At 59.1% G+C, this 22604-nt stretch carries 18 protein-coding genes; 13 read left to right on the top strand and 5 right to left on the bottom strand.

Features of this window, described 5'->3' with window-relative positions; genetic code table 11:
* Positions 1-27 precede the first annotated feature (27 nt).
* Positions 28-774, bottom strand: a complete 747-nt coding sequence (locus tag DSCA_RS19190) for an FHA domain-containing protein (protein WP_155317958.1) — start codon at positions 772-774, stop codon at positions 28-30.
* 36 nt (positions 775-810) lie between these two features.
* Positions 811-1653 (bottom strand): PP2C family protein-serine/threonine phosphatase, encoded by an 843-nt coding sequence (locus DSCA_RS19185; RefSeq protein WP_155317957.1) that lies wholly within the window; start codon positions 1651-1653, stop codon positions 811-813.
* 277 nt (positions 1654-1930) lie between these two features.
* Here DSCA_RS19185 and DSCA_RS19180 point away from each other — a divergent pair, with 277 nt between their 5' ends.
* From DSCA_RS19180 to DSCA_RS19150, 7 genes are all read left to right on the top strand, one after another.
* Positions 1931-2290, top strand: coding sequence for an aspartate/glutamate racemase family protein (locus DSCA_RS19180; protein ID WP_155317956.1), 360 nt, complete (start codon positions 1931-1933; stop codon positions 2288-2290).
* Between the two features lie 277 nt (positions 2291-2567).
* On the top strand, positions 2568-3806 hold the full coding sequence (locus DSCA_RS19175; RefSeq protein ID WP_155317955.1) for a serine hydrolase domain-containing protein: 1239 nt from the start codon (positions 2568-2570) through the stop codon (positions 3804-3806).
* A gap of 264 nt (positions 3807-4070) precedes the next feature.
* Positions 4071-4835 carry a TerC family protein gene (locus DSCA_RS19170; protein WP_155317954.1) on the top strand — a complete coding sequence of 255 codons (765 nt, stop codon included), beginning with the start codon at positions 4071-4073 and terminating at the stop codon, positions 4833-4835.
* Positions 4836-5350: 515 nt separating this feature from the next.
* A complete protein-coding gene (locus DSCA_RS19165) occupies positions 5351-6397 on the top strand; it encodes a sulfite exporter TauE/SafE family protein (RefSeq protein ID WP_155317953.1) in 1047 nt (348 codons plus the stop codon).
* A 114-nt stretch (positions 6398-6511) separates the two neighbouring features.
* Positions 6512-7045: a hypothetical protein gene (locus tag DSCA_RS19160; RefSeq protein ID WP_155317952.1), complete on the top strand. Its 534-nt coding sequence runs from the start codon at positions 6512-6514 to the stop codon at positions 7043-7045.
* 223 nt (positions 7046-7268) lie between these two features.
* On the top strand, positions 7269-9398 hold the full coding sequence (locus DSCA_RS19155; RefSeq protein WP_167527868.1) for a sensor histidine kinase: 2130 nt from the start codon (positions 7269-7271) through the stop codon (positions 9396-9398).
* Positions 9395-10825, top strand: coding sequence for a sigma-54-dependent transcriptional regulator (locus DSCA_RS19150; RefSeq protein WP_155317950.1), 1431 nt, complete (start codon positions 9395-9397; stop codon positions 10823-10825). The genes DSCA_RS19155 and DSCA_RS19150 overlap by 4 nt, the downstream gene beginning before the upstream one ends.
* Before the next feature lie 27 nt (positions 10826-10852).
* On the opposite strand, the gene DSCA_RS19145 is transcribed toward DSCA_RS19150, so the two are convergent.
* Both DSCA_RS19145 and DSCA_RS19140 read right to left on the bottom strand, forming a co-directional pair.
* Positions 10853-11074, bottom strand: coding sequence for a CBS domain-containing protein (locus DSCA_RS19145; protein ID WP_155317949.1), 222 nt, complete (start codon positions 11072-11074; stop codon positions 10853-10855).
* Between the two features lie 227 nt (positions 11075-11301).
* Positions 11302-11448, bottom strand: a complete 147-nt coding sequence (locus DSCA_RS19140; RefSeq protein ID WP_155317948.1) for a hypothetical protein — start codon at positions 11446-11448, stop codon at positions 11302-11304.
* Positions 11449-11561: 113 nt separating this feature from the next.
* Here DSCA_RS19140 and DSCA_RS19135 point away from each other — a divergent pair, with 113 nt between their 5' ends.
* From DSCA_RS19135 to DSCA_RS33305, 6 genes are all read left to right on the top strand, one after another.
* A complete protein-coding gene (locus DSCA_RS19135) occupies positions 11562-12443 on the top strand; it encodes a CBS domain-containing protein (RefSeq protein WP_155317947.1) in 882 nt (293 codons plus the stop codon).
* 13 nt (positions 12444-12456) lie between these two features.
* Entirely contained in the window at positions 12457-14121 is a 1665-nt protein-coding gene (locus DSCA_RS19130; RefSeq protein ID WP_155317946.1) for a sensor histidine kinase, read from the top strand.
* A complete protein-coding gene (locus tag DSCA_RS19125; RefSeq protein ID WP_155317945.1) occupies positions 14118-16376 on the top strand; it encodes a histone deacetylase family protein in 2259 nt (752 codons plus the stop codon). Before DSCA_RS19130 ends, DSCA_RS19125 begins: the two co-directional genes overlap by 4 nt.
* A 232-nt stretch (positions 16377-16608) precedes the next feature.
* The gene (locus tag DSCA_RS19120) at positions 16609-18399 is read left to right on the top strand and encodes a sensor histidine kinase (protein ID WP_155317944.1); all 1791 of its coding nucleotides are present in this window, start codon (positions 16609-16611) and stop codon (positions 18397-18399) included.
* Positions 18400-18478: 79 nt separating this feature from the next.
* The gene (locus DSCA_RS19115; RefSeq protein WP_155317943.1) at positions 18479-18931 is read left to right on the top strand and encodes a response regulator; all 453 of its coding nucleotides are present in this window, start codon (positions 18479-18481) and stop codon (positions 18929-18931) included.
* 324 nt (positions 18932-19255) lie between these two features.
* Positions 19256-19702, top strand: coding sequence for a YkvA family protein (locus DSCA_RS33305; RefSeq protein WP_155317942.1), 447 nt, complete (start codon positions 19256-19258; stop codon positions 19700-19702).
* A 106-nt stretch (positions 19703-19808) separates the two neighbouring features.
* On the opposite strand, the gene clpB is transcribed toward DSCA_RS33305, so the two are convergent.
* Entirely contained in the window at positions 19809-22391 is a 2583-nt protein-coding gene (clpB, locus tag DSCA_RS19105) for an ATP-dependent chaperone ClpB (protein WP_155320483.1), read from the bottom strand.
* Positions 22392-22604: the final 213 nt, after the last annotated feature.

Genomic DNA, 22604 nt, shown 5'->3' with positions numbered 1-22604 from the left:
TCATCCTGATATCCCGTCGCGTTTCCGCTAGGGAGACGCCTGGCCTTCTGAGGCGTATTGGAGGACCACCGCACCGATCTTGATAACGTCCATGTCTTTCAGGCGGACCGGTCCACGGACGGTCTGTCCGTTGACTTTCGGTTTGATCCATCCGCTGACGCCGCTGATGTAGTGGTGTTGAGGGGTTTTGCTGATCGCTGCGGCCGGATCTCCTGCCAGAAAGGAAAACAGGCCGCCGATGACGATATCGCACCGGTGGGTCCTGCCGATGGTCACCAGACTTTTGACCAGGTCGAACCTTCCGTTTCCGCCTGCCAGGAAGGCCACATAGGACCTTGCTTTGGGAAGTTCGGGAATATCGCCACTTTCGGCAAGCATCCGGCGGTAGATTTCGGTATCCATGAACATGGTATGGTCCGGACCCGGATCGCCCGGCAAGGCGGAGGTTTTAAGTCCGCCCTGTTCGAGCCTTGGCCGTGGTCTCCCGCGGTCCAGGAACACCAGCGTATGCTTGCCGATGGTGATGATATCCCCGTTTTTAAGCGTGGCCTGTTGGACGGTCAGTCCGTTCAGGAAGGTGCCGTTCTTACTGTTGGTGTCCTTGAGAACGTAGCGGTTGCCTTGTTTGAGGATGGCGGCATGGTTTCCTGAAACCGCATAGTTGTCGATGACCAGGTGGTGGGTGGGGTTCCTGCCGATGGAAAGCCGGTCGATACGATCGAGGGCGAACTCTTTGATCGTTCTGTCCTTGAACTTGACAAGCAATCTGATCATTTGGCCGCCTTTTTGGGAGGGACTCGCTCAAAATCGCTATTTACCACCGAAAAGTGATCCAATCCATTCGGGAATGCCTAAAATCCGTCCGAACCAGCTCTTATCCGCCCCCCCATTAGCAGAAACGATTCTAACCACAATAACGGTTATGTTGTCCTCTCCGCCTCTTTGGTTGGCCATATCCGTCAGTTTTCTGCAGGCGGCCTCCGAATCATTCTGATAAACCAGGTCCCGAATTTCTTCTTTGGAAACTTTTCCACTGAGGCCGTCGCTGCAAAGGACGATGATGTCGTCCTTGAAGATTGGGGTCTCGACGATATTCGGTCGCACATCCGAGCGGATACCAACGGCGCGGGTGAGAATATGCGACAGCTTTCCGCTCGAAAACCGGCCTTCTAAAGATTTGGGTATTTTTTTCCGCTCATGGAGAAGGGTGTGCGGCGTATAAAGGTTTTCCACTTCCCCGTTTCGCATCAGGTAAATGGGGCTGTCGCCCACATTGGCGGTAATAATGGAATTGTCGGTGAGGTAGAGCGCGGAAACGGTAGTGCCCATTCCCCGGCAGGATTTATCCGCAATGGATTGCTCGTAGATTTTTTGATTAGCGGCAAAAATGCCTTGAAGCAATCGTTTGGCGGCTGAACTCTGCTCTTCAGGGGGGCGGGTTTCGTCTTCACCGGATGAATCCCGGGACTGGACTGTCATGCAGGCGTCGATGGTTTTTACGGCGATGCGACTGGCGATCCCACCCGCGCGATGCCCCCCCATGCCGTCTGCCACGACGTACAAACCGTTGGGCTCATTCAGGAGGAAGCAATCCTCGTTGGCCTTGCGAACTTTTCCGATGTCACTGAAACCAGCGGCTTGTACCATAATCATATTTTGCCCCTTTTTCCCTTAAAAACAATAAATTGAAGGGATTGTCAAGCAAAACAGTGGTTTTATGAGAACTCCGGGGCGATCTCCATCGGTCCACGTCAGAGGACCGGTGAGGCGCACCCATGGCAGGGGGGCCTTGCCGGTCCCGCCATCCAAATGTCCAGGGGCGGGCCAACGCTTTTTCGGATTGCCATATGGGATGACATCCGTTACGCTTCGGGTTATCCGGCGTTCCGGGTTCCAGAACGCCCTGAGATTCTTCTAAAGGCGGGAGACCATGAAAACCATCGGGTTGCTGGGCACGGCCTTTACCATGGAGCAGGCGTTTTACAAGGGGCGGCTGGCCGACCGGTACGGGCTGGATGTGATCGTGCCGGACGCCGCCGACCGTCGGCAGGTGCACGATATCATCTACAATGAATTGTGCCTGGGAAAGGTCGCGCCGGAGTCGAAAGCGGCCTACCTGAAGATCGTGGACCAACTCAGGCAACGGGGTGCCGAGGGCGTGATCCTGGGATGCACTGAAATCGGCCTGTTGATCGATGGGTCGGATACGGCAGTGCCTTTATTCGATACGGCCAGAATCCATGCGGCCAAAGCGGTGGACCGGGCGTTGTCCGCAAAGGTCGACGCTTAACGGATTTTATTGGACACCGTCTCATTGATGCGTCGATGGATTCAGTCCACGCGAAACACTGCCGCGATCCTCAGCCCGGGCATTGATCGCGGATTGTCGCGCGGCTTTCCTCCCCGGACCATTCCTTGGCCCCCAGGGGGATTTGAAGACTCCTTGTGTTTCAGCCGCTCACCGGGCAACTGGTTGCAACCGTTTTGGTTTCACTATACTTGGAACAAAGGCTCTTGAGAAAACAATAGCTCCCGTCGTCGTGTTTCCATTCGGGTCAGGACAGGCCGTGCCGTTTTCCCCAAAAACCATCTGGCGTAAACTTGGGTTTGGAATCGGGATATTCCTGCTGGTTTCGTTGGGGGCAGCCCAATTCTTCAAAAAAGACCTGATCCGCCTTCAATTCGTTCTCACCCTTTTCGAACCGGCGGGCATCGTTGAAAACTTTCGGAACATGACCCGGGTCCTCGATTATCGTACGGTTCGCCGCAGGGGACCGGTTTATCGGATCCCCTATGAAAGCAAACGTCTTCCCGCGTCCTATCCGTACCAGGGACAGGACCATGACCTGGCCCAATGGATCGAACGGACGGCCACCAGCGGCATCATCATCATCCATGACGGCAAAATCGCCTTCGAACGCTACTATCTGGGAAACCATGCATCCACCCGCTGGGCTTCCTGGTCTGTTGGCCAATCCATCGTCTCGGCCCTGGTGGGTTTCGCCATGGAAGAGGGATTGATCCGCAGCCTGGCCGATCCGGTCAATGATTATGTCCCCCGGCTGGGGGCGTCCGGCTATAACGGCGTGACCCTGCGGGAGGTGCTGCAGATGTCCTCGGGGATCGGATTCAATGAAGACGATGCCGACTGGCATTCGGATATCAATCGCCTGGCTCGGCGCGTTGCCCTGGGCAAGGCCATCGATGATGTCGTGGTGTCGCTTGAAAATGAGCGCCCCCCGGGCACGTTTCACCGCCGGGTCAGCATGGACGCCCAGGTGCTGGCTATGGTGCTTCGCGAGGCCACCGGCCGCAGCCTGTCAACCTACATGGAGGAGAAGCTGTGGTCCCGCTTAGGGATGGAATCGGACGCCTTCTGGATCGTCGACGGCGATGGCATGGAGTTGGTTTTCTGCGGGTTCCATGCGCAGCTTCGGGATTATGCCCGCTTCGGGCTTTTTTTTCTCAACCAGGGCAAGACGTTCAGGGGTCAGCAGATCCTGTCGGCCCGGTGGATCCAAGACGCCGTGACGCCAGGCCGCCCCCATCTCCTGCCCGGCGCCGACAACCCGAATTCCTCAAGCCGCCCGGCATTTGGGTACCAGTGGCGGCTGCCGGAACCGCCTGACGGAGACTACTGCGCCATCGGGATCTGCGGCCAGTTCATCTACGTCCACCCCCGTTATCGGGTGGTTATCGCCAAGACATCGGCCGATGCGGACGACATCCCGTCCGGCGATGAAAGGGACGTTGAGTCCCTGGCGGTTTTTCGTTCCATCGCCGCAGACATGGCCCGGCATCCATAATCTCTGCTTTCCCCGTATGCGTCTCCCGTCCTCCTTTCCTTTTTTCCGGCATCTTTCGTTGTCAACTGGTTGTTTCAGCAACGTCATCACCGGGATGACAGTGCACGCCCATGAATTGGGTGCGGTGGATGCATCGAGGCTTTAACTGTTTGAATTTATTTTTTTTAAAAAAAATTAAAGGGGTGGGGCGAACCAGGCATGCCCGTTGCTATTGAACACGGTAAACGGCTTCGAAACAAGAATAATCAATATAGGGGGTATGCAATGAATTTAGGTTTCCTCGGTGAAATTCACCTGAATGCACAGTTTTTTTCGGCGTTGATCAGTATCGTGATCATCGACCTGGTGCTGGCCGGCGACAATGCGGTGGTCATCGCCATGGCGGTAAAAAAACTCACCGGCCGCCAGCGGACCTGGGGAATCGCTGCCGGTGCGGGCGGCGCGGTTCTCGTCCGGGTGGTCTGTACATTCTTTGTCGCCAAACTGCTTATGATTTCGTTCATTAAACTGCTGGGCGGGGCCGTGATCCTCTGGATTGCGGTGAAATTGCTGGTGGAGGGCGCGGAAGACGAAAATGTCAGGGAGGCGGGAAACCTGTGGCAGGCGGTGTGGATTATCATCGTGGCGGACATGAGCATGGGGATCGACAACATGCTGGCCGTCGGCGGTGCGTCCCACGGCAATTTTTTCCTGCTCATGTTCGGCCTGATGCTGAGTATTCCCTTTGTGGTGTTCATGAGTTCGATTCTCGCCAAACTCATGGACCGGTATCCGATCATCCTGTACATCGGTTCCGGTATCCTGGGGAAGGTGGGCGGTGAGATGATGATCACCGATGCAGTGGTGCACAACTGGCTGCACCCGCCCAAGGCGGTCGAATATGCGGTGATGGCCTTTTTTACCGTTGGCGTGATCGCCATGGGGAAATGGATTCTTTTTCGCCGGAAGCAGGCGGCTCTGGAACCGGTGCCGTCGATGGACATGGCCGGAGGCCCCCATCCGGTTTCGGTGTCCAGCGATCACCGATAGACAGCGTGTAACCCAACGTTCCCGGATGCAGACCCTCACATGATTCTGTCATCCTCCTCGCGAACCCGTCCAACCGGAGGCCCCCCGGAAGGACGGGTTCAACTTTTTCTCTTCTTTATTCTCCGAGCACCTGGACAGCCCGGTTTACAGTGAACCGCACCACGCCCTCCGATCGTTGTGCCGTGAGAACTGATTCATAATCCCTCTTTTTCCTGTCTCCAGAGGAAAGACACCCCTGAAGCAAATTGTCACCTGGTAGTGTTCATACGATGAGTCTGCGCGGTTAACTGTTTCGTGATGTGACTATAAAATAAATTATATCAATAGTTTATGATCTTACTTCGTCTTTTTTCGTCCTGGCATGCCCCTTGTAGTAAACGGCTTCAAAGACTCTTCTCAATCGAACCGTGCGTATTCACAACACGGCCAAAGAGAAGCGTCAAACCCCGTATCGAGAAACATCGACGTTGCGTTAACGATTCACCATTCATCGCAAGAAGAAGAAGGAGGTACAGATGGGAAACTCAACCAGTGAGAAAGTGGCAGGGTGGGAGGTCGCCAGGGACCTGGAAGGCAAGAAGAAAACCATTTTGGAGCGTATGATTCCCGAGTGGCGCCATATGAAGGCCGCAATGGGGGGCATTTTCGTTTTTTTCCTCGTTTTTCTGCTGGGGTGCTGGCTGGCGGGCAATCCCTTTGAACCCACGGTGAGAATTCAGTCTCCCTACTCGGTGGCCCACGGGCTTCAGGGCAACTCCTGGCACATCGTCTGGAGCGTGGTGCTGCTGGCCGCCTTTTTCGAGTTCATGGACGCGTCGGCCGGCATGGGCTTCGGTACCGCCCTGACCCCGATTCTGCTGGTGCTCGGCTTCGACCCCAAGCAGATCGTACCGGTGGTCATGATCCAGCAGGGCGTCGCCGGACTGGTGGGGGCCTTTTTGCACCGGGAGTTCGAAAATGTGGAATGGAAGTTCAAGCCCATGTCCGAGACGGTCAAGCTGTGGTTTATCATCGGCGTGGTGGGCTGTATCGCCGTTTCGGTCTCCATCATCGGCGTATACAAGATCCTCCATGTCGACAAGGTCTGGATCAAGCTCTACGTGGCTGTTCTGCTGGTCATGATGGGCGGCGTTTCTCTTTTTCAGGGGCGCAAAGACAAACCCTACAAGCCCGGCAAAATGATCGGGTTTGCCGCCCTGGCCGGTTTCAACAAAGGCGTGGGAGGCGGCGGCTACGGGCCGGTGGTCACCATCGGCGGCCTGATTGCCGGGGTCCCGGTCAAGAGCATGCTGGCGGTGACGGCCATCTGCGAGGGAACGGTCAGCGGCTTTTCGATCATTGTCTGGCTGGCCCTGCTCACCAGCGGGGTGCAGATCGACTACCTGCTGCTGCCGTCTTTTATGATCGCCACCATGTTTTCCGCCATCGCGGCGCCTTATATGACACGGGTGTTCCCGGAGAAGTTGTGGAAGATCGTGGTCCCCGCCTATTGCCTGGTGGTGGCGGCGATATGCTTCTGGAAGATCGTCCCGAGCATCATGGCCAAGCTGGTCGGCGCTTGATGGCGCCAGGATGATCCGTTTCCCCGGGCCCCACAGGTGGGGCTCGGGGGATACGGTCATACGGATGTTTCGTTTCCAGCAAACCCATTCGCGCCCCACAGGAGACGTTGAACGATGAATGAACCGGCCCTTGACCCCACGATGGAAGATGCTGGCAGGCAACCCCAAAACGGTCTGGTGCGCAATCGGTTACAGTCTTTCGGCCTGACCATGGTTGTCATGGGCGCCAGTTTTTTTCTATACTATCTTGGCTGTTTCGGAACGGTGGACGGGCCGCTGACCCCGGCCAAAATGGGTGCCGCCCTGGCGGGCCTGGGGGTCACCCGGCGACACGTGATCCTGCTGCTGCTGTCGATCCTCATCGGTGCCATTTCCTGGAACTGGGTGTTTAACCTGACCAGCATTCTCATCGGCAACCGCATGACCTGCAAGGCCAAGGGGAAAGGTGCCCGCGGGATTTGCGGTGCGCCGGTCAAACGTATCCGTCAGGTCTCCACGCGGTCGGGAAGGCCGGTGGTGAAATACACATGCTCCCATGGCCACCGGCGGCCCGACGCGCTTTTCCACCCCGTCAAAAAGGGGGCGGTGAGCCACACCGTTTGCCTGGCGTGCCTGGTTTTTGTGCTGATCGCCGCGTTTGGCGCCTGACCCCCGCCCTTGCAGTTGGCTTGGGGCGTCCTTGCCTCTCCCGTGCATGGGCTCCATGTTTTTACACCCGGTAAAAAATGTTGACAGACGGCCGGGGGAATCTGTTTTCAGCCGATGTCCGTGCGTGCGGAAACGCCCTGACCGTGCAGGTTTTGCAGGCAACGCCGCCCGTTTTCTCCGTGGCATGTGATTTGCTCCTGCCAAACCTGTTATGAAAGTTGTTTTGCGCCAACCCCGCCAAAAGCGGATCGGCCGGATCATCGTGGCCGCTGCCCTTGTGGTCCTGGTGTCCGCGGTCGCCATTCACCTGCGGTTCACACGGCAGATGGTGCTGCTGGTAAGCGACCAGTTCAACCAGGAGCAGTTGACCGTTGCCCGAATTATCCGCAAGCTGGTGGAAAATTCACTGGTTACCCTGGAAGAAGAATTGCTGAAAATCGCCGGCGGGGATGCGGCACCCGTGTCGGACCCGGCTATATGGCAGGCCCGGTTGCAGCCTGCACTGGAACGGATCTCCGCTGCCGGAGGCACCGAGATCCGGATATGGGACCGTGTTGCGGGGACCGCCTGGGTGTTTTCCCGCGGCAATCCGTTTCAGGCGCCTCCGGTATTTGGCCGGGGCCATGTCCCGGACCGGCTGCCTGGTCCGGGAGAAATCCGGGTGAGCCGTTCCCCTTTGGATGGTTCCGGCCTCGATTTGATCATGATGACCCCAATGGGTTCGGGCAGCCGGTATTTTTTCCTGTTTCGGATCAACCTGGCCTGGTTTTTCTCCCCCCTGCTCAAGGATGTCCGTTCCGGCAACAGCGGCTATGCCTGGATCATCGATGGCCAGGGGCGCTTTCTTTACCACCCCTATACGGACTTTATCGGCCGCAGCGCCTTCGATGCCCGAAAAGAGACCTATCCGGACCTGGATTTCGTCCAGATCGACCGGATCCAGAAGGACGAAATGCTCCAGGGCAGGGAAGGCACCGGCACATATATCTCGGCCTGGCATCGCGGCATTACCGGACGGATGCCCAAACTGATCGCCTTTTGTCCCGTTCATATCTCACAGACACCCGGGCAGTTCTGGAGTGTCGCCGTGGTGGCGCCGACCCATGAAATCGCCAGCGCCATGGGACAGATCCATCGATGGCTGCTGGTACTCCAGGGATTGATGCTGTTCGTGGTGGCCGCCGCTGCCACGGCCCTCTACCTGTTCGAGATGCGCTTCTCCCGGGGGCTGGAACGGCTGGTGGACAGCCGCACCCGGGCATTGAAACGCTCCGAAGAGAAATACCGCCTGCTCATCGAAAGCGCCGAGGATTTCATTTTCACCCTGGACGCGTCGGCCCGGCTGACGTCCGCAAACAGCTTTACGGCCAATTTTTTCGGCAGCGATGCGGAGCATCTCACGGGGCGGTCCCTGGCCGATCTGCTCGCCGACGACGTGGCCCGGCGAAACATCAAGGCCGTCAAACAGGTATACGCCACCGAACGGAGTGTCCGGGAGGAGATTGAGATCCGCAGCGTGGATCCTCCGGTATGGCTCAGCGCCAATTACATGCCCCTGAAAAATGAAGCCGGAGAACTCAGCGCCGTGCTCTGCATCGCCAGGGACATCACGGAGAACAAAAAACTTCAGCGTCACCTGGTGACCACCGAGAAGTTGGCGGCACTGGGCACCCTGGCCGCCGGTGTGGCCCACGAAATCAACAATCCGATCGGGGTGATTCTGGGATTTTGTGACCTTCAGATACGCAAGCAGCCACCGGGAAGCCAAGCCTTCGAGGATCTGAAGGTCATCGAGCGCCAGGGCCTGCACTGCAAGGAGATCGTTGAAAACCTGCTCAGTTTCGCCAGGGATCGCGATGTTTCGGAGGAATCCACGGACCTGGTCCGCTGCCTGGATGAAATCATCCAGGTGGCCCGGCACAGCATCGAGCACAAGGCCGTAACGGTCAGGACCGATATCGCCCGACGGCTGCCGCGGGTGCGGGGAGACAACCGGCAACTGCAGCAGGTTTTTCTCAACCTGATGAACAACGCCGTCGGCGCCATGCCCCGGGGAGGCGTCCTGACCATCGGCGTCCATCTGGAGAAAGGCTCCCGGCGGGTCGTGGTCAGGGTGTCGGATACCGGTTGCGGGATTCAGGAAGGGAATCTGGATCGTATTTACGAACCCTTTTTTACGACCAAGCCAGAAGGTGAAGGAACCGGGCTTGGGCTTTTTGTCAGTTACGGCATCATCAACAATTTCGGCGGTTCCATCCACTGTGAAAGCCGTGTGGCGGATGGTGGGGCCGGGGGGGGGAGCGGCACCACGTTTACCGTGAAACTGCCGCAGTGCCCACAGGAGGGTCTATGAAAGGCCGCATATTGGTCGTTGACGATGAACGGGACATGCTGCTGCTGCTCGAGCGCATCATCACGGAAGAAACCGATCACCAGGTCGAAACCGCCAGCGACCCGATGGTGGCCCTCGAATGTGTGAAGGCAGGTGGGTTCGACCTGGTGATCACGGATTTGAAGATGCCTAAAATGGACGGCATTCGCCTGCTGGAGGGCATAAAGGAGATCGATCCCACCCTGTCGGTGGTTGTCATGACCGCTTTCGGCACCATCGAGACGGCCGTGGAAGCCACCCGCAAGGGCGCCTGCGATTACATCACCAAGCCTTTCCGCCGGGAGCGGATACTGGTTACCATCGAAAACGTCATCAGTATTCAGTCCATCACGCGGGAAAACAGGGCCTTGCGGGAGGCGCTGGGCAAGCAGAACGGATTTGCCTCACTGTTGGGTGTCACGCCGGTGATGCGTGACATTTTCGATCGAATCCGCCAGGTGGCGCCGACCCAGGGAACCGTCCTGATTACCGGACCCAGCGGTACGGGAAAGGAGTTGGTGGCCAAGGCCATCCATGCCCACAGCCGCCAGAAAGAGAATCGTTTTATTACCATCAACTGTACAGCCATTCCCGAAAATGTGCTCGAAAGCGAGTTGTTCGGTCACGTCAAAGGTGCCTTTACCGGGGCCTGGAAAGACAAGCGGGGACTGGTGGCAGATGCCCATGGCGGTACCTTGTTCCTGGATGAAATCGGGGATCTGAGCCCTATTCTCCAGACCAAACTGCTGCGCCTGCTCCAGGAGGGTGAATACCGGCCCGTGGGCGGAAATGTCACTCGAAAGGCGGACACCCGGTTTATTTCGGCCACCAACCGTCACCTCAGGAAGGAGATTGCCCGCGGGCGGTTCCGCGAAGACCTTTTTTACCGCCTCAACGTGATTCATTTCGAGTTGCCGTCGCTGGCCCAGCGGCGTGGGGATATTCCCCTGCTCGGCCACCATTTCCTGAAAAAATACGCCGGGATCAACAATAAGCGCATTAGCGGAATTCACCCGTCGGCCATGCAGCGCCTCATGGCTCTGGATTATCCGGGCAATGTGCGCGAGCTGGAAAACATTATCGAGCGGGGGGTGATTTTCTGCCGGACCGAAACCCTGATGCCCGAGGACCTGTTTCTGGAGAGGGAACGTTCCCAAATGATCGGCGCATTACCGCCTTCACTGGGCCAGCTGCCCTTCAAGGATGCCAAGGATCAAATGGTGGCGATCTTCCACCGGCAGTACATTGACCAGCTGCTTCGGGACCATGGCGGGAACGTGAGCCGTGCGGCCCAGAAGGCCGGTATTCAGCGTCAGTATCTGCACCGCCTGATGAAAGAAGCGGGCATTGTCACCGACCAATACAAGGGGCTGCCTGATCACCAGAGCGCGGAACCGGAGATGAATTAAACTGCGGATCGAAATGGCGCCCGGTGTTCAGGGCATCCTTATGCCGACGGCGGCGAAAGCATCTTTGAGGCGAACCTGGCCCACGGGGTGCATGTTGCAGACGACCGGAATGATGTGCCGGTTGTGCCTGACCATGGTTTCGATGGCCGTGGTGACCGGATCGTTGAGGTGCACCGACGGATTCAGGGGCAGTTTCCCGTTATAGGGGAGCAGGATCTCTCTGACGCTGTTCAGGGTTCGTGTATGCATGGACGACGTCTCAAGTGACGGCGGTAGCCGCCGGCGTTCAGTCGGTGTTCAAAATCGCCCCGGCTCGTCGTCTGCGGCTTATGGGATTCTGCTGGTTGCATGTTTCTCGTCTGGATGAAAACATTTGCAAGCCAAATGCCATTTCGATACCTGCCCCGGACCGGTTCAGCATCGGTGGTCGATTCGGCCCGGGGGCTGCTTCTTGTGGTGGTCTGACATTGAAGCGGTCACCTGGACGACCCGCGGTGTCCAGGTTCAGGAGACAGTGTGCCGACCGCCTGTCCACCAATGGTGTTCTCAACGGCCATCCCTGCCGTTGCAGCCCTCCCGGCGGTCAGCACGTTGGCCCTGCGGCGCCGGACCTCTTTTGCCATCGGTGGGCGTTCCGGTTGTTGCCGTGATGGCACGGCTTTTGATTCAACGGTATAGATCATCAACGGCGACCGTGGTCGGAAAGCGACAACCCATCACCCCAAAGAGGCCCTTTATGGATGATGCCCTGGCGACCCGATCCCCGCCGGCCCGGCGGGTACTTCTGGTGGACGATGAGGATCGGTTTGCAACCCAGCTGCGCCGTCTCCTGATCGCGCGTGGCTTTGATGTGGTCACCGCCGGAGACGGTCGGCAGGCCCTGGATCTGGTCGGTGGCCGGACGTTCGATGCCGTGGTGCTGGATATTCGCATGCCGGTCATGGACGGCATGACGGCCCTGGGCCGGATACAGGCAAAAAAGCCGGCGCCGCCGGTGATTATGCTGACCGGCCACGCGACACTGGAAACGGGCATCGAAGCGATTCGCCGGGGTGCGTTCGACTATCTGATGAAACCATGCGGGATTGAGGACCTGGTGGCGAAATTGGAAGCGGCCTGCACCGTCGGGCAGATTCGGCGCCGGCCTATCCTGTGGCCCCGCAGGCTGGCCGGGGAGTTGATCCTGAATGCCTTCCGGCGAATCGAGGATGGGGACCCCCTGCTGGAAGCCTTTTCCATCCTCAACCACCGATTGCCCAGGATGGCCGGAGAAACGCTTTTTGTTGTGGATGCCGACGATTGTCTGGCCGGCCACTTGAGCAAACAGGATATCGTCAATCGTGTCGCCCGTTTCAAAGGGTTAAAGGCCCTCACCTGGGAAGATCTGTCCGCCAACCCCCAATGGCTGCCGGATGTGACGGTCGGTGCGGTGATGATTTCGGACACCCTTTCGGTTGACCCGGCAACGCCGCTGAAGCAGGTGGCGAAACTGATGATGGACGAGGGCATCCGGACGCTGCCCGTTACCTGTGCGGATCGGCGGGTGCTTGGTGTGATTCGGCTCAGGGATGTCCTGGTATACCTGGACAGTGCAGACGGCGCAATCGATACAGATTGAACGATGAGAAACCATGAAAAATGATTATCCTCATTTTCGGCGATTGTGGAACCGGGTACTGGCGGCGCTCATGGGGTCCGCATTTATCCCGTTGGTGGTTCTCGGCGGTATTTTTTCCATCTATGCCGTGTCGATCTTCAAGGCCAGGACCATCGACATGCTCGTCCGGGATGTTGAGCTGCGTCGGCAGAATCTGGACCGGTTCCTGAGCGACCGCGTCCTGGAGCTGAAATGGGTGGCCAGAACACCCACCACCATCCTTACCGGCCAGGAAAACTTCGAGGCGTATACCCGTGACCTGACCCGTGAATTTCCCTGGATTAATGATTTGGCGATTTTCGACCTGGACGGCAATCAGCTGGCCTACAAGGGGTTTTTGGCCAGGGAGACCCGCAATTTCAGTGATCGGCCCTGGTTTCGGATGGCCCGTTCAACGGGGGCCTGCATCAGTGACCAGGAACTGGGGTACCGTCAGCTTCCCCACGTCAGTATTGCCGTCCGAAGGGATCACGACCACCCATCCCTGATCATCCGGGCGAGTATCGATGCCGGAATTCTCGGGCGGCAGCTGATGCCCAACGGGGAAACCTTCAAAACGGCGGACTTTTTTCTGGTCAATCGACAGGGGCACTATCAGACCCGGCCACGGACCGGCTGGCGCCTGATGGCCGACTCCGGCCTCGGCGTTCAAGGTCGGTTCGACGGCACCCGGGTTCATGAGGCCAGCGGAAAAATTCTGGTTACCACCTGGCTGTCGGCCGCGTCCTGGGTGCTGGCGGCCCGCTTCGATGCCGATGAGGTGTTTGCCCCGGCCCTGGAAATGCGTATTCTTTCCTTTTGGGCCCTGATTCTCGGTGGGATCATTATCATGTTTCTGATCCTGCTCACCGCCAACACCCTCGTCAGCCGGCTGGAGGACAAACGGCAGCGGATCCAGCACCTGAACCGCCAGCTTTGCCGGAGCAGTTTCATGGCGTCGACCATGGAGCTGGGGATGGGCCTGCTCGAGGACATCGCAGGCCGGCTGGCCAGCATCACGGTGGCATCACAGTGGATGGAGAATCATCTGGCCGGCGCTTGCACGCCCCAGGTGGGCGACGACCTGGCACAGATCAGGGAGTCGGCCACCACCGCCCGGGAACGTCTGGGCCAGTTTCTTTCCAGCATGCGTGCTGAGGCCTCCCTGATCACCGACGTGAACCTGGTGGCGGTGCTGGAGGAGCTGGTCGCGTGGTTGAAAAAGGACCTGGCCCTGCGATGCATCCGGGTGGCATGGGCCCTTGACCCGGAACCGCCGGTGATCAGAAGCGATCGCGGCCGATTGCGTCATGCCATTCAGAATATTTTGCTCAATGCCGTGCGCGCCGTGGACAAGCATGGAGAGATTCAAATTGCCGTCGCCGCCGAGGGCCAAGGTGTGGCCGTGACCATTGCCGACAGCGGCCCGGGAATCCCGGCGGCCGATCGGGAGCGGATTTTTGAACCCCTGTTCACCACCAAATCCGACGGCACCGGCCTGGGGCTTCCTGTGGCAAGGGATATTTTTGAGTCCCTGGGGGGCTCACTGACGCTGGAGCGATCATCTGCCGGGGGAGCGATGTTCAGGATGGTGCTGCCATCCGGTTATTCCCTGCCCGATTGTACCAACCGGGAACGACGGACGACCAGCGGGACATGATCAAGCGCGAACACCTGAAAAAGGCCATCGATGCCATCGATGCCGTGGACCGGGAATGCGGCTACGGGCTGCGGGAACTGTTTGATGCGAACCGGATACGCCTCCCGACCACTGAAGACACCCCTGTAAGGGACTACGGGGACCGTGGATTTCACTACTATTTTGAAGGCGAGCGGGTGACGATCCCCAAAACGGCTTTTGTCGCGGAAGGCATTGCCGCCCTCGAACAGTCCCTGGTCTTTAAATTGGGAGCGCTCCGGCACAAGCAGGATATGGCCGCCGACTGGACCTCAGGGAACGTGCGCCAACTGGCCGGTGAGATCCAGCGTGGCGCTGCAAGGCTGGTGGTGGACCATGAACTGCGGCGGCTGGCGGTACTGCCGACCGGCCTGGACGAGCCGCTTCGGCTGCCCGATGCCAGCGTGAGCGGACCCCATTTTTGCGGACACCTTGCCGGCGGGCAGCCGGCCCGGTTCATGCCACTGCCCCTCACACGGGCAACGATGCAACAGGTGGCCGGGCAGCGTTTCGAATTTTTCACCGTCCGGTTTCTGCTTGCGTGCTGGTCGGATGGCACACTGCCGTGGATATTCGCCTGCATTTCCCGGCAGCGGATCCTGGGCCTGGTCATGCTTCGGATGCACCATGAGGCGGTCGACACCCGCCTGGAAATCAAATATATCGCCCGGCGGATGCCACAGCACCTGGACACCGACACGCCGCCGAAAGGGGTGGGAACCTTTCTGCTGGCGGGCGTCTGGATGCTCTGGCAGACTTGCTACCCCGGCGCCCGCCATATTTTTCTGGACGGGGAACTGGGCGCCCGGACGTTTTACCTGAACGGCGGCTTCAAGGAACAGCGGCTGTGCCGGTACGTGCTGGAGACGCCCCGCGGATACCTGCTGACGGGTATTGTTGACATGGCTGACGATCACCGGCCGCCGGGTGGGAGGGTCCAGGCCAGGCTGGAGGCGCTCATCCACAGGTCGATCAAGGTCCTGCGCCGCGCATCCGGGGCCAGGCGGGCGTCGATCCTGCGGTTTATCCACCGCTGTCTCATGTGCCGCTATCAGCCCTATCCGGCAACCACGGCACTGGCCGGGTTGCTGAAGCATCAGGCCCGGATCCCCGAAGCAACGGCCCTTATCGACCTGGCCATCCGGACCGGCAAGGTCCGCATCGCCGGAGAGACCCCCGATTCAAGGGCCACGGTCCTGGTGGTCAACGATCCGCGGTTCTCCCTGCACCTGCAAAAGGTGTTTCACCTGGAAAGCCCCCGACGACTGGATGCCTTCAACCGTGCGCTTGCCCATCCCAGCGTCGCCGGGCGGTGGCACGCCCTGCCCATCGAACCGGCCGAGCGCGAGCAATTGCTGTGGGTCCATTCAGCCGGCTATCTGGACGGTCTGGAAAAAACCTCGGGCCGGCAGCTGGTGTCCCTGGACATGGACACCCAGACCACCGAACACTCCTGGGAGGTGGCCTGCCTGGCCGTGGGCGGCCTATTCCGGCTTATGGATGGTATTTGTGACGGCCGGGCCACCCGGGGAGTGGCCGCCGTGCGTCCCCCCGGACATCACGCCGAACCGCATCGGGCAATGGGATTCTGCCTGCTTAACAATGTGGCCCTGGCCGCGCGTTACCTTCAAAACGTTCACGGCGTGGAACGCATCATGATTGTCGATATAGACGCCCACCACGGCAATGGCACCCAGGTTGCTTTTTATGATGACCCCTCGGTATTGTATGTCTCCACCCATCGTTTCCCGGCCTATCCGGGAACGGGAAACATCGGTGAGATCGGCGAGGGGCCGGGGAAAGGGTTCACGGTGAATATCCCCATGGATAAAGGTGCCGGCGACAGGGCGTTTGCCGCCGTGGTCCAGCAGATTGTCGCCCCCCTGGCCCATGGATTCAGGCCCGGGGCCGTCCTGGTTTCACTGGGGTTCGATCTGTATCTGCACGACCGGTTGGGGGGCATGAACGTCACTCCAGAAGGCTACGGGGTGCTGACCGCCATGCTCATCGGGATGGCCGAGCGGGAATGCCGGGGGCGCATCGCTTTTGTCCTTGAAGGCGGATACAGCGTCAAAGGCATCGAAACCTGCGGCCTCCGGTTCCTGCAGCAATTATGCGACACCGACAGCCGCAACCGTGACCCATCTGGTGTCGGCACCCGGCGTCCTCCTTTTATGCCAACCATCATTTCCAGGGTGATCGACGTCCAGAAGGCATTCTGGCCTCACCTCTTCTGAACGGCCAGCCGGCCAGCCGTCCGGCAGGGAGACACCCCTGTCACCGACCGGTATACACCTGTGCCTCCGGTGGACCCTTTATCCTGCGACGTCGGGTTTAATCTATTGATATTTTATTGAAATATTTATTTTATGGGTGCGGTTGGATTGGCATGTTTTTTGATCTGCAATCCCATAAAAGAACCATCGGCAGGGTCAAGTCGGTTAAAACGATCGCCCATAAGGAGGCCTCATGCCGGATCTGCCACCGAACGTTTCCGAGAAATCCACCGCCACCGTTTCCGATGTCGATCGTCAATACCGGTATCGGCGGCTTTTCAAACGCTTTGTCCTGCTGACCCTGGTCTGTTCCGTCGTGCCGCTGCTGGTGGTGGGATGGGGCATCAGCACTCACTACCATCGTTTCGCCGAAACCCGGCTGCTGTCGTCTTTCAGGAACGAAGTGCAGCACCACAGGAAGGTCATCGAACTGTTTTTGAAAGAGCACAGTTCCAAGCTGGCGCTGATTGCCGGCACCCACAGCCGGGAGGATTTCAGAGGCTCCCGGCATCTGCAATCGGTTTTCGAGATGATCAACAAGGAGCGATGGACCCTGACGGACCTGGGGGTCATCGATGCCGACGGGAATCATGTCGCCTATGTGGGGCCCTACGATCTGCTGGACAAAAATTACAGCGATGCAGACTGGTTCAAGAAGGTGATGGAAAAGGGGCTTTACATCAGCGACATGTTCATGGGGTTTCGCCGTGAGCCGCATTTCATTATTGCCGTCCGGGGCGAGGATGGATACGGGCCCTGGATCCTTCGGGCCACCGTGGACACAGAGGCCTTTCGTGCCCTGGTGGAAAATGTCATGATCGGCCGCACCGGAGAGGTGTTCCTGGTCAACACGGAGGGCGTCTATCAGACCACGCCCCGATACAGCGGCCGGATCATGGAACCTGCGTCCATGCCCGTGGGGGAGGTCCACCCCGGTATCCGGGTGCGGCAGGAGGCCGCCGATGCCGGTTTCAACGGTGAACGGCCGGTGCGGCAGATCGTGAGCACCGCCTGGCTGGAAACGCCCCCATGGATGCTGGTGGTCCGGCAGGATCTCGACGAGGCCTTCGGTGCCGAAAACCGGGCCAACCTCAGCGTACTGATCTTTCTGCATGTGAGCGCCGCCACCATCCTGCTGGTCACGGTCCTGGTGACCCGCTACATGCTGAACCTGGTCAAACGCAGGGATGCCGAGGCCGATATCCTGAACCGCCAGCTCATGCAGACCAGCAAGATGGCCTCCATCGGCGAACTCTCCCTGGGGGTGGCCCACGAGATCAACAATCCCCTGGCGATCATTTCAACGGAACGCGAAATCCTCCTGGATGCCTCCCGTCAGGCCGACGGCATGGATCCGGACTTCGGCGCCCAACTGGACGACTCCATGAATCAGATCGACATCCAGATCAAACGGTGCAAGCGCATCACCCATAACCTGCTCCGATTTTCCCGACGAACGCAGTCCGTCATCGATACGGTGGACATCAATGCGTACATCCGGGAGATCATCGAACTGGTGGCGCGTGAGGCCAAATCTTCCGGGATCACCTTTTTCGAGCGTCTTTCCCCGGAGGTCCCGCCGATTTTGTCGGATCCTTCCCAGCTCCAGCAGGTTTTCCTGAATCTGATCAGCAACGCCATCGATGCCCACGAAGAAAAGCAATACGGTTCCGTGGCCGTCAGCTCCACCTACATGGAATCCGAAGGCGCCGTGGAGATCGTGGTGTCGGACACCGGTTGCGGCATATCCCGGGAGAACCTGTCCAAGGTGTTCGACCCATTTTTTACCACCAAGGCCGTGGGCAAAGGCACGGGGCTGGGGCTTTCCATCTGCTACAGCATCATCAGGCAACTGGGGGGGCGGATCCAGGCCAAAAGCGTGCCGGGTCAGGGAACCGATTTTACCGTCCGGCTGCCGCTGCGTTCGCCCGACCTGAAGGCGGGGCCGAACCGCCATGAAGACCCATTGGAGCGAGCCGCATGAATTGGCTGATACGACAATGGCATTTTGAACTGCCATCTTTTTCCGGGGCGACGATCGCCCCTTTTGAAAGGAGGCCGCGATGATCGGATCCAAAATACTCTTGGTCGATGATGAGGTGATTTTTACAAAGAACATGAAGCGGCTGCTGGACGCCCGGGGATACCGGACCCATGCGGTCAACAGCGGGGCGGAAGCCATCCGGGCCCTCGAAAACGAAACCGTTGACGTGGTGGTGCTCGATCTGAAAATGCCGGGCATGGACGGACTGACCACCCTGAAGGAGATCAAAAAGCTGGGCCTTTTTACCCAGACGCTGATGCTCACCGGGCACGGGTCCATTGATTCGGCCCTGGAAGCGGTCAAACTGGGTGCCTACGACTACCTGACCAAACCCTGCCGGATCGACGAGCTGGTGGCCAAAATCGAGGGGGCCTGGGACAAAAAGGATGGTCTCCAGAAACAGGACATCCAGGAGAAGATCCAGAAGGTGGTGGAGTCGCCGCGGGACGCGTTCCGCGTGTTCGCCAAGTGAGCATCCGGAAATGGCATCTTTCGGCCCAGGCCGGCGTTCTCACGCAGTTGAAATCCTCGACGTAGCGCTGCTACGCCTCCGGTTTCAACTGCGCTGCGGCCTTGGCCTGAACCAAAATCTACCATTTCCGGGGGGACGCGTAATATTCCCAAAAAGGGCCGCGGGAAAAAAATGGATTTGAGGTGACTCCGGAAGCGGGATCGCAAACGGGGCTCGGCAATGGTTTCACAGGCCATTGGTGCTGTGCCATAACGCGTTGAGATGCAGGCAGGATGTGGACGTTCATTTTTTCGCGGCCCATCCCATGGCCACTGGAGAAGCAGAATGACAGAGGGATCGGGCCGGGTGGATCGCTGGAAAGCACGCGTCCGGACATTGAAAATGGAAGTGCATGCCCTGTTGCTGGCCTGCCGGGACCCGCGTATGCCGTGGCCGGCCAAGCTGGTGGCGGCCCTGGTGGTGGCCTATGCCGCCAGCCCCATCGACCTGATCCCGGATTTCATTCCGGTGCTGGGCTACCTGGATGACCTGATCATCCTGCCGCTGGGCATCGTGCTGGCGATCAAGATGATTCCGGCCGAGGTCATGCAGGACTGCCGCGTCAGGGCCGGGGATGTCTTGCCCGGGACAAGGGCCGGCGCATTCATCGGAGCCACGGTCGTGGTGGTCCTGTGGATCGCCGTCATTGTGGCCGTGGTTGTTTTTGGCTATAAGCTGATGGGCGGGCAACCATCCGCTATTTCCGGATTGTTGCCCGGCCATCAGTTCTGAAATCGTGTTTTACCCGTCCTGCCGGGAATATCCTCTTCGCTCCATTGAATAACCGTGCGCCGATTGGGCACCAGAGCACTTTGCATTACAAGGACACGATTTCCAATCACACCTGCCGGAACACGATCCGGTCCCCTTCCGCCTCGGCGCTCAGCCGTGTGCCTTCCCGTATATTGCCTTCCAGGATCTCCATGGCCAGCGGGTTTTCGATCTGCCGCTGGATCACCCGCTTCAACGGCCGGGCGCCGTAGACGGGATCGTAGCCCTGGCGGGCGATCAGGTCCCGGGCCGAATCGGACAGGACCAGTTCGATGTTCTGTTCGGCCAGGCGATCGGACAGATGCGCCATCTGGATCTCCACGATCCGGCCGATCTGGCCCGGCTCGAGGTTCAGGAAAATAATGGTCTCGTCGATGCGGTTGAGGAACTCGGGCTTGAAGCCGGCCCGCAGGGCCTCGGTGACCCGCCGCTCCATCTCCTTGCGGTCGCGTCCGCCCAGCTCCTGAATAAACTGGCTGCCCACGTTGGAGGTCATGATGATGATCGTGTTGGTAAAATCCACGGTCTTGCCGTGGCCGTCGGTCATGCGGCCGTCGTCCAGGATCTGCAGCAACACGTTGAACACCTCCGGGTGGGCCTTTTCGATTTCGTCGAACAGGACCACCGAATAGGGGCGCCGCCTGACCGCCTCGGTGAGGTAGCCGCCCTCGTCGTAGCCCACGTAGCCGGGGGGGGCGCCGATGAGCCGCGAGACCGAATGCTTTTCCATGAATTCGCTCATGTCGATACGCACCATGGCCTGTTCGGAATCGAAGATGAATTCGGCCAGGGCCTTGGCCAGTTCGGTCTTGCCCACCCCGGTGGGCCCCATGAAGATAAAGGAACCGATGGGCCGGTCGGGATCCTGGAGGCCCGAGCGCGCACGGCGCACCGCATTGGAAACCGCTTCGATGGCCAGTTCCTGGCCGATGACCCGCTGGCCCAGGCGCTGTTCCATCTTCACCAGCTTCTGGCGCTCGCCTTCCAGCATGCGGCTGACCGGAATGCCGGTCCAGCGCGAGATCACCTCGGCGATATCTTCGTTATCGACCTCTTCCTTGAGCATTTTCTTGTCCTGCTGCAGTGCCTCCAGGTCCTTTTTGGCCTGTTCCAGCTGCCCGTTCAATTCGTTGCTGCGGCCATAGCGCAGCTCGGCCACCCGGGCCAGGTTGCCTTCCCGTTCGGCCCGCTGTTCCTCGATTCCCAGCTGCTCCTGGGCCTCCTTGATCGTGCGGATGTTCTGGATCAGGCGCTTTTCATCCTCCCAGTGGGTTTTCATGCCGGCGATCTGGGCGCGCATGGCCTCCAGGGAATCTTCCAGCCGGGCCAGACGTTCCCGGGAGGCCGGATCGGACTCTTTTTTGAGGGCCTCCCGTTCGATTTCCGCCTGGAGGATCTTGCGCTGGATTTCGTCGATTTCCAAGGGCATGGAATCGATTTCGATGCGCAGCTTGGAGGCGCACTCGTCGATCAGGTCGATGGCCTTGTCCGGCAGGAACCGGTCCGCGATGTAGCGGTGCGACAGGGCCGCGGCCGCCACGATGGCCGAGTCCTTGATGCGCACACCGTGGTGGACTTCGTATTTTTCCTTGAGCCCGCGCAGGATGGAGACGGTGTCTTCGACACTGGGTTCGCGCACCAGCACCGGCTGGAAGCGCCGCTCCAGGGCCGCATCCTTTTCGATGTATTTGCGGTACTCGTTCAAGGTGGTGGCCCCCACGCAGCGAAGCGACCCCCGGGCCAGGGCGGGTTTGAGCATGTTGGAGGCATCCATGGACCCCTCGCTGGCGCCGGCCCCCACCAGGGTGTGCAACTCGTCGATGAACAGGATCACTTCGCCTTCGGCTTTTTCCACCTCTTTGAGCACGGCCTTGAGGCGGTCTTCGAACTCGCCCCGGTACTTGGCGCCGGCAATCAACGCTCCCATGTCCAGGGACACCAGCCGGCGGTTCTTGAGGCTTTCGGAAACGTCACCGGCCACGATGCGCTGGGCCAGGCCCTCCACGATGGCGGTCTTGCCCACGCCGGGTTCGCCGATGAGCACCGGGTTGTTCTTGGTCCGGCGCGACAGCACCTGAACGATGCGCCGGATTTCGTCGTCCCGGCCGATGACCGGATCGAGCCGTCCGCTGCGGGCCATGTCCGTCAGGTTGCGGCTGAATTTTTTAAGGGCCTCGTATTTTTCCTCGGGGTTGGGATCGGTGATGCGCTGGTTGCCGCGGATCTCCATGAGGACCTTTAAGATGGCATCCCGGTTGACCCCGGCCGCACCCAGAATGCGGGAGGCCTCCCCCGTTTTCTTGTCGCACAGGGCCAGCAGGATGTGCTCGATGCTGGTGTACTCATCCTTCATCTTGCCGGCTTCGACGAATGCCGCTTCAAGGGCAGCCTTGGCCGTGGAAGAGAGGTAGACCTCCCCCCCGCCGCTGACCTTGGGCAGCCGGTCGATGGCGGTGGCCGCAGCGTTGGCGATGCCGTCGCCGGAGGCGCCCAGCCGTTGGAAAACGGATCGTGCCACCCCCTCCTTCTCTTCGAGCATGGCCGCCAGCAGGTGTTCCGGTTCGATCTGCTGGTTGCCGTGGGTCGATGCCGACGTCTGGGCGTTCTGGATCAATTCCTGTGATTTCAGGGTAAATCGGTCAAAGCGCATCATCTCCTCCTTGATTGGACAACGGGCTTGAATTAAGTTTGGTCTGTATTTTGCATTTCAAATATAAACACCGCGCCGATGATGTCAAACGCGTGGAACGCTTGGATTTAAAAACAAATTTTAGGGATTGTCGTGATTTTATAAATTTTCCCGCACAGGCAATGCCGGCAAACACTTGACGGTTAAAAACGGTTGTGCCAAAAGCCTGAAGAA

Source organism: Desulfosarcina alkanivorans (assembly GCF_009688945.1).
In the GTDB taxonomy this organism is placed as follows: domain Bacteria; phylum Desulfobacterota; class Desulfobacteria; order Desulfobacterales; family Desulfosarcinaceae; genus Desulfosarcina; species Desulfosarcina alkanivorans.
The sequence above is the reverse complement of the archived record's forward strand: the minus strand, read 5'-3'. Positions and strand labels throughout refer to the sequence as shown.

Bases quoted from the DNA above. Each gene is read 5' to 3' on its own strand.
- DSCA_RS19190 (WP_155317958.1), bottom strand. From the start codon at position 774: ATGATCAGATTGCTTGTCAAGTTCAAGGACAGAACGATCAAAGAGTTC.
- DSCA_RS19185 (WP_155317957.1), bottom strand. From the start codon at position 1,653: ATGATTATGGTACAAGCCGCTGGTTTCAGTGACATCGGAAAAGTTCGC.
- DSCA_RS19180 (WP_155317956.1), top strand. From the start codon at position 1,931: ATGAAAACCATCGGGTTGCTGGGCACGGCCTTTACCATGGAGCAGGCG.
- DSCA_RS19170 (WP_155317954.1), top strand. From the start codon at position 4,071: ATGAATTTAGGTTTCCTCGGTGAAATTCACCTGAATGCACAGTTTTTT.
- DSCA_RS19165 (WP_155317953.1), top strand. From the start codon at position 5,351: ATGGGAAACTCAACCAGTGAGAAAGTGGCAGGGTGGGAGGTCGCCAGG.
- DSCA_RS19160 (WP_155317952.1), top strand. From the start codon at position 6,512: ATGAATGAACCGGCCCTTGACCCCACGATGGAAGATGCTGGCAGGCAA.
- DSCA_RS19150 (WP_155317950.1), top strand. From the start codon at position 9,395: ATGAAAGGCCGCATATTGGTCGTTGACGATGAACGGGACATGCTGCTG.
- DSCA_RS19145 (WP_155317949.1), bottom strand. From the start codon at position 11,074: ATGCATACACGAACCCTGAACAGCGTCAGAGAGATCCTGCTCCCCTAT.
- DSCA_RS19140 (WP_155317948.1), bottom strand. From the start codon at position 11,448: ATGGCAAAAGAGGTCCGGCGCCGCAGGGCCAACGTGCTGACCGCCGGG.
- DSCA_RS19135 (WP_155317947.1), top strand. From the start codon at position 11,562: ATGGATGATGCCCTGGCGACCCGATCCCCGCCGGCCCGGCGGGTACTT.
- DSCA_RS19130 (WP_155317946.1), top strand. From the start codon at position 12,457: ATGAAAAATGATTATCCTCATTTTCGGCGATTGTGGAACCGGGTACTG.
- DSCA_RS19125 (WP_155317945.1), top strand. From the start codon at position 14,118: ATGATCAAGCGCGAACACCTGAAAAAGGCCATCGATGCCATCGATGCC.
- DSCA_RS19120 (WP_155317944.1), top strand. From the start codon at position 16,609: ATGCCGGATCTGCCACCGAACGTTTCCGAGAAATCCACCGCCACCGTT.
- DSCA_RS19115 (WP_155317943.1), top strand. From the start codon at position 18,479: ATGATCGGATCCAAAATACTCTTGGTCGATGATGAGGTGATTTTTACA.
- DSCA_RS33305 (WP_155317942.1), top strand. From the start codon at position 19,256: ATGACAGAGGGATCGGGCCGGGTGGATCGCTGGAAAGCACGCGTCCGG.
- clpB (WP_155320483.1), bottom strand. From the start codon at position 22,391: ATGCGCTTTGACCGATTTACCCTGAAATCACAGGAATTGATCCAGAAC.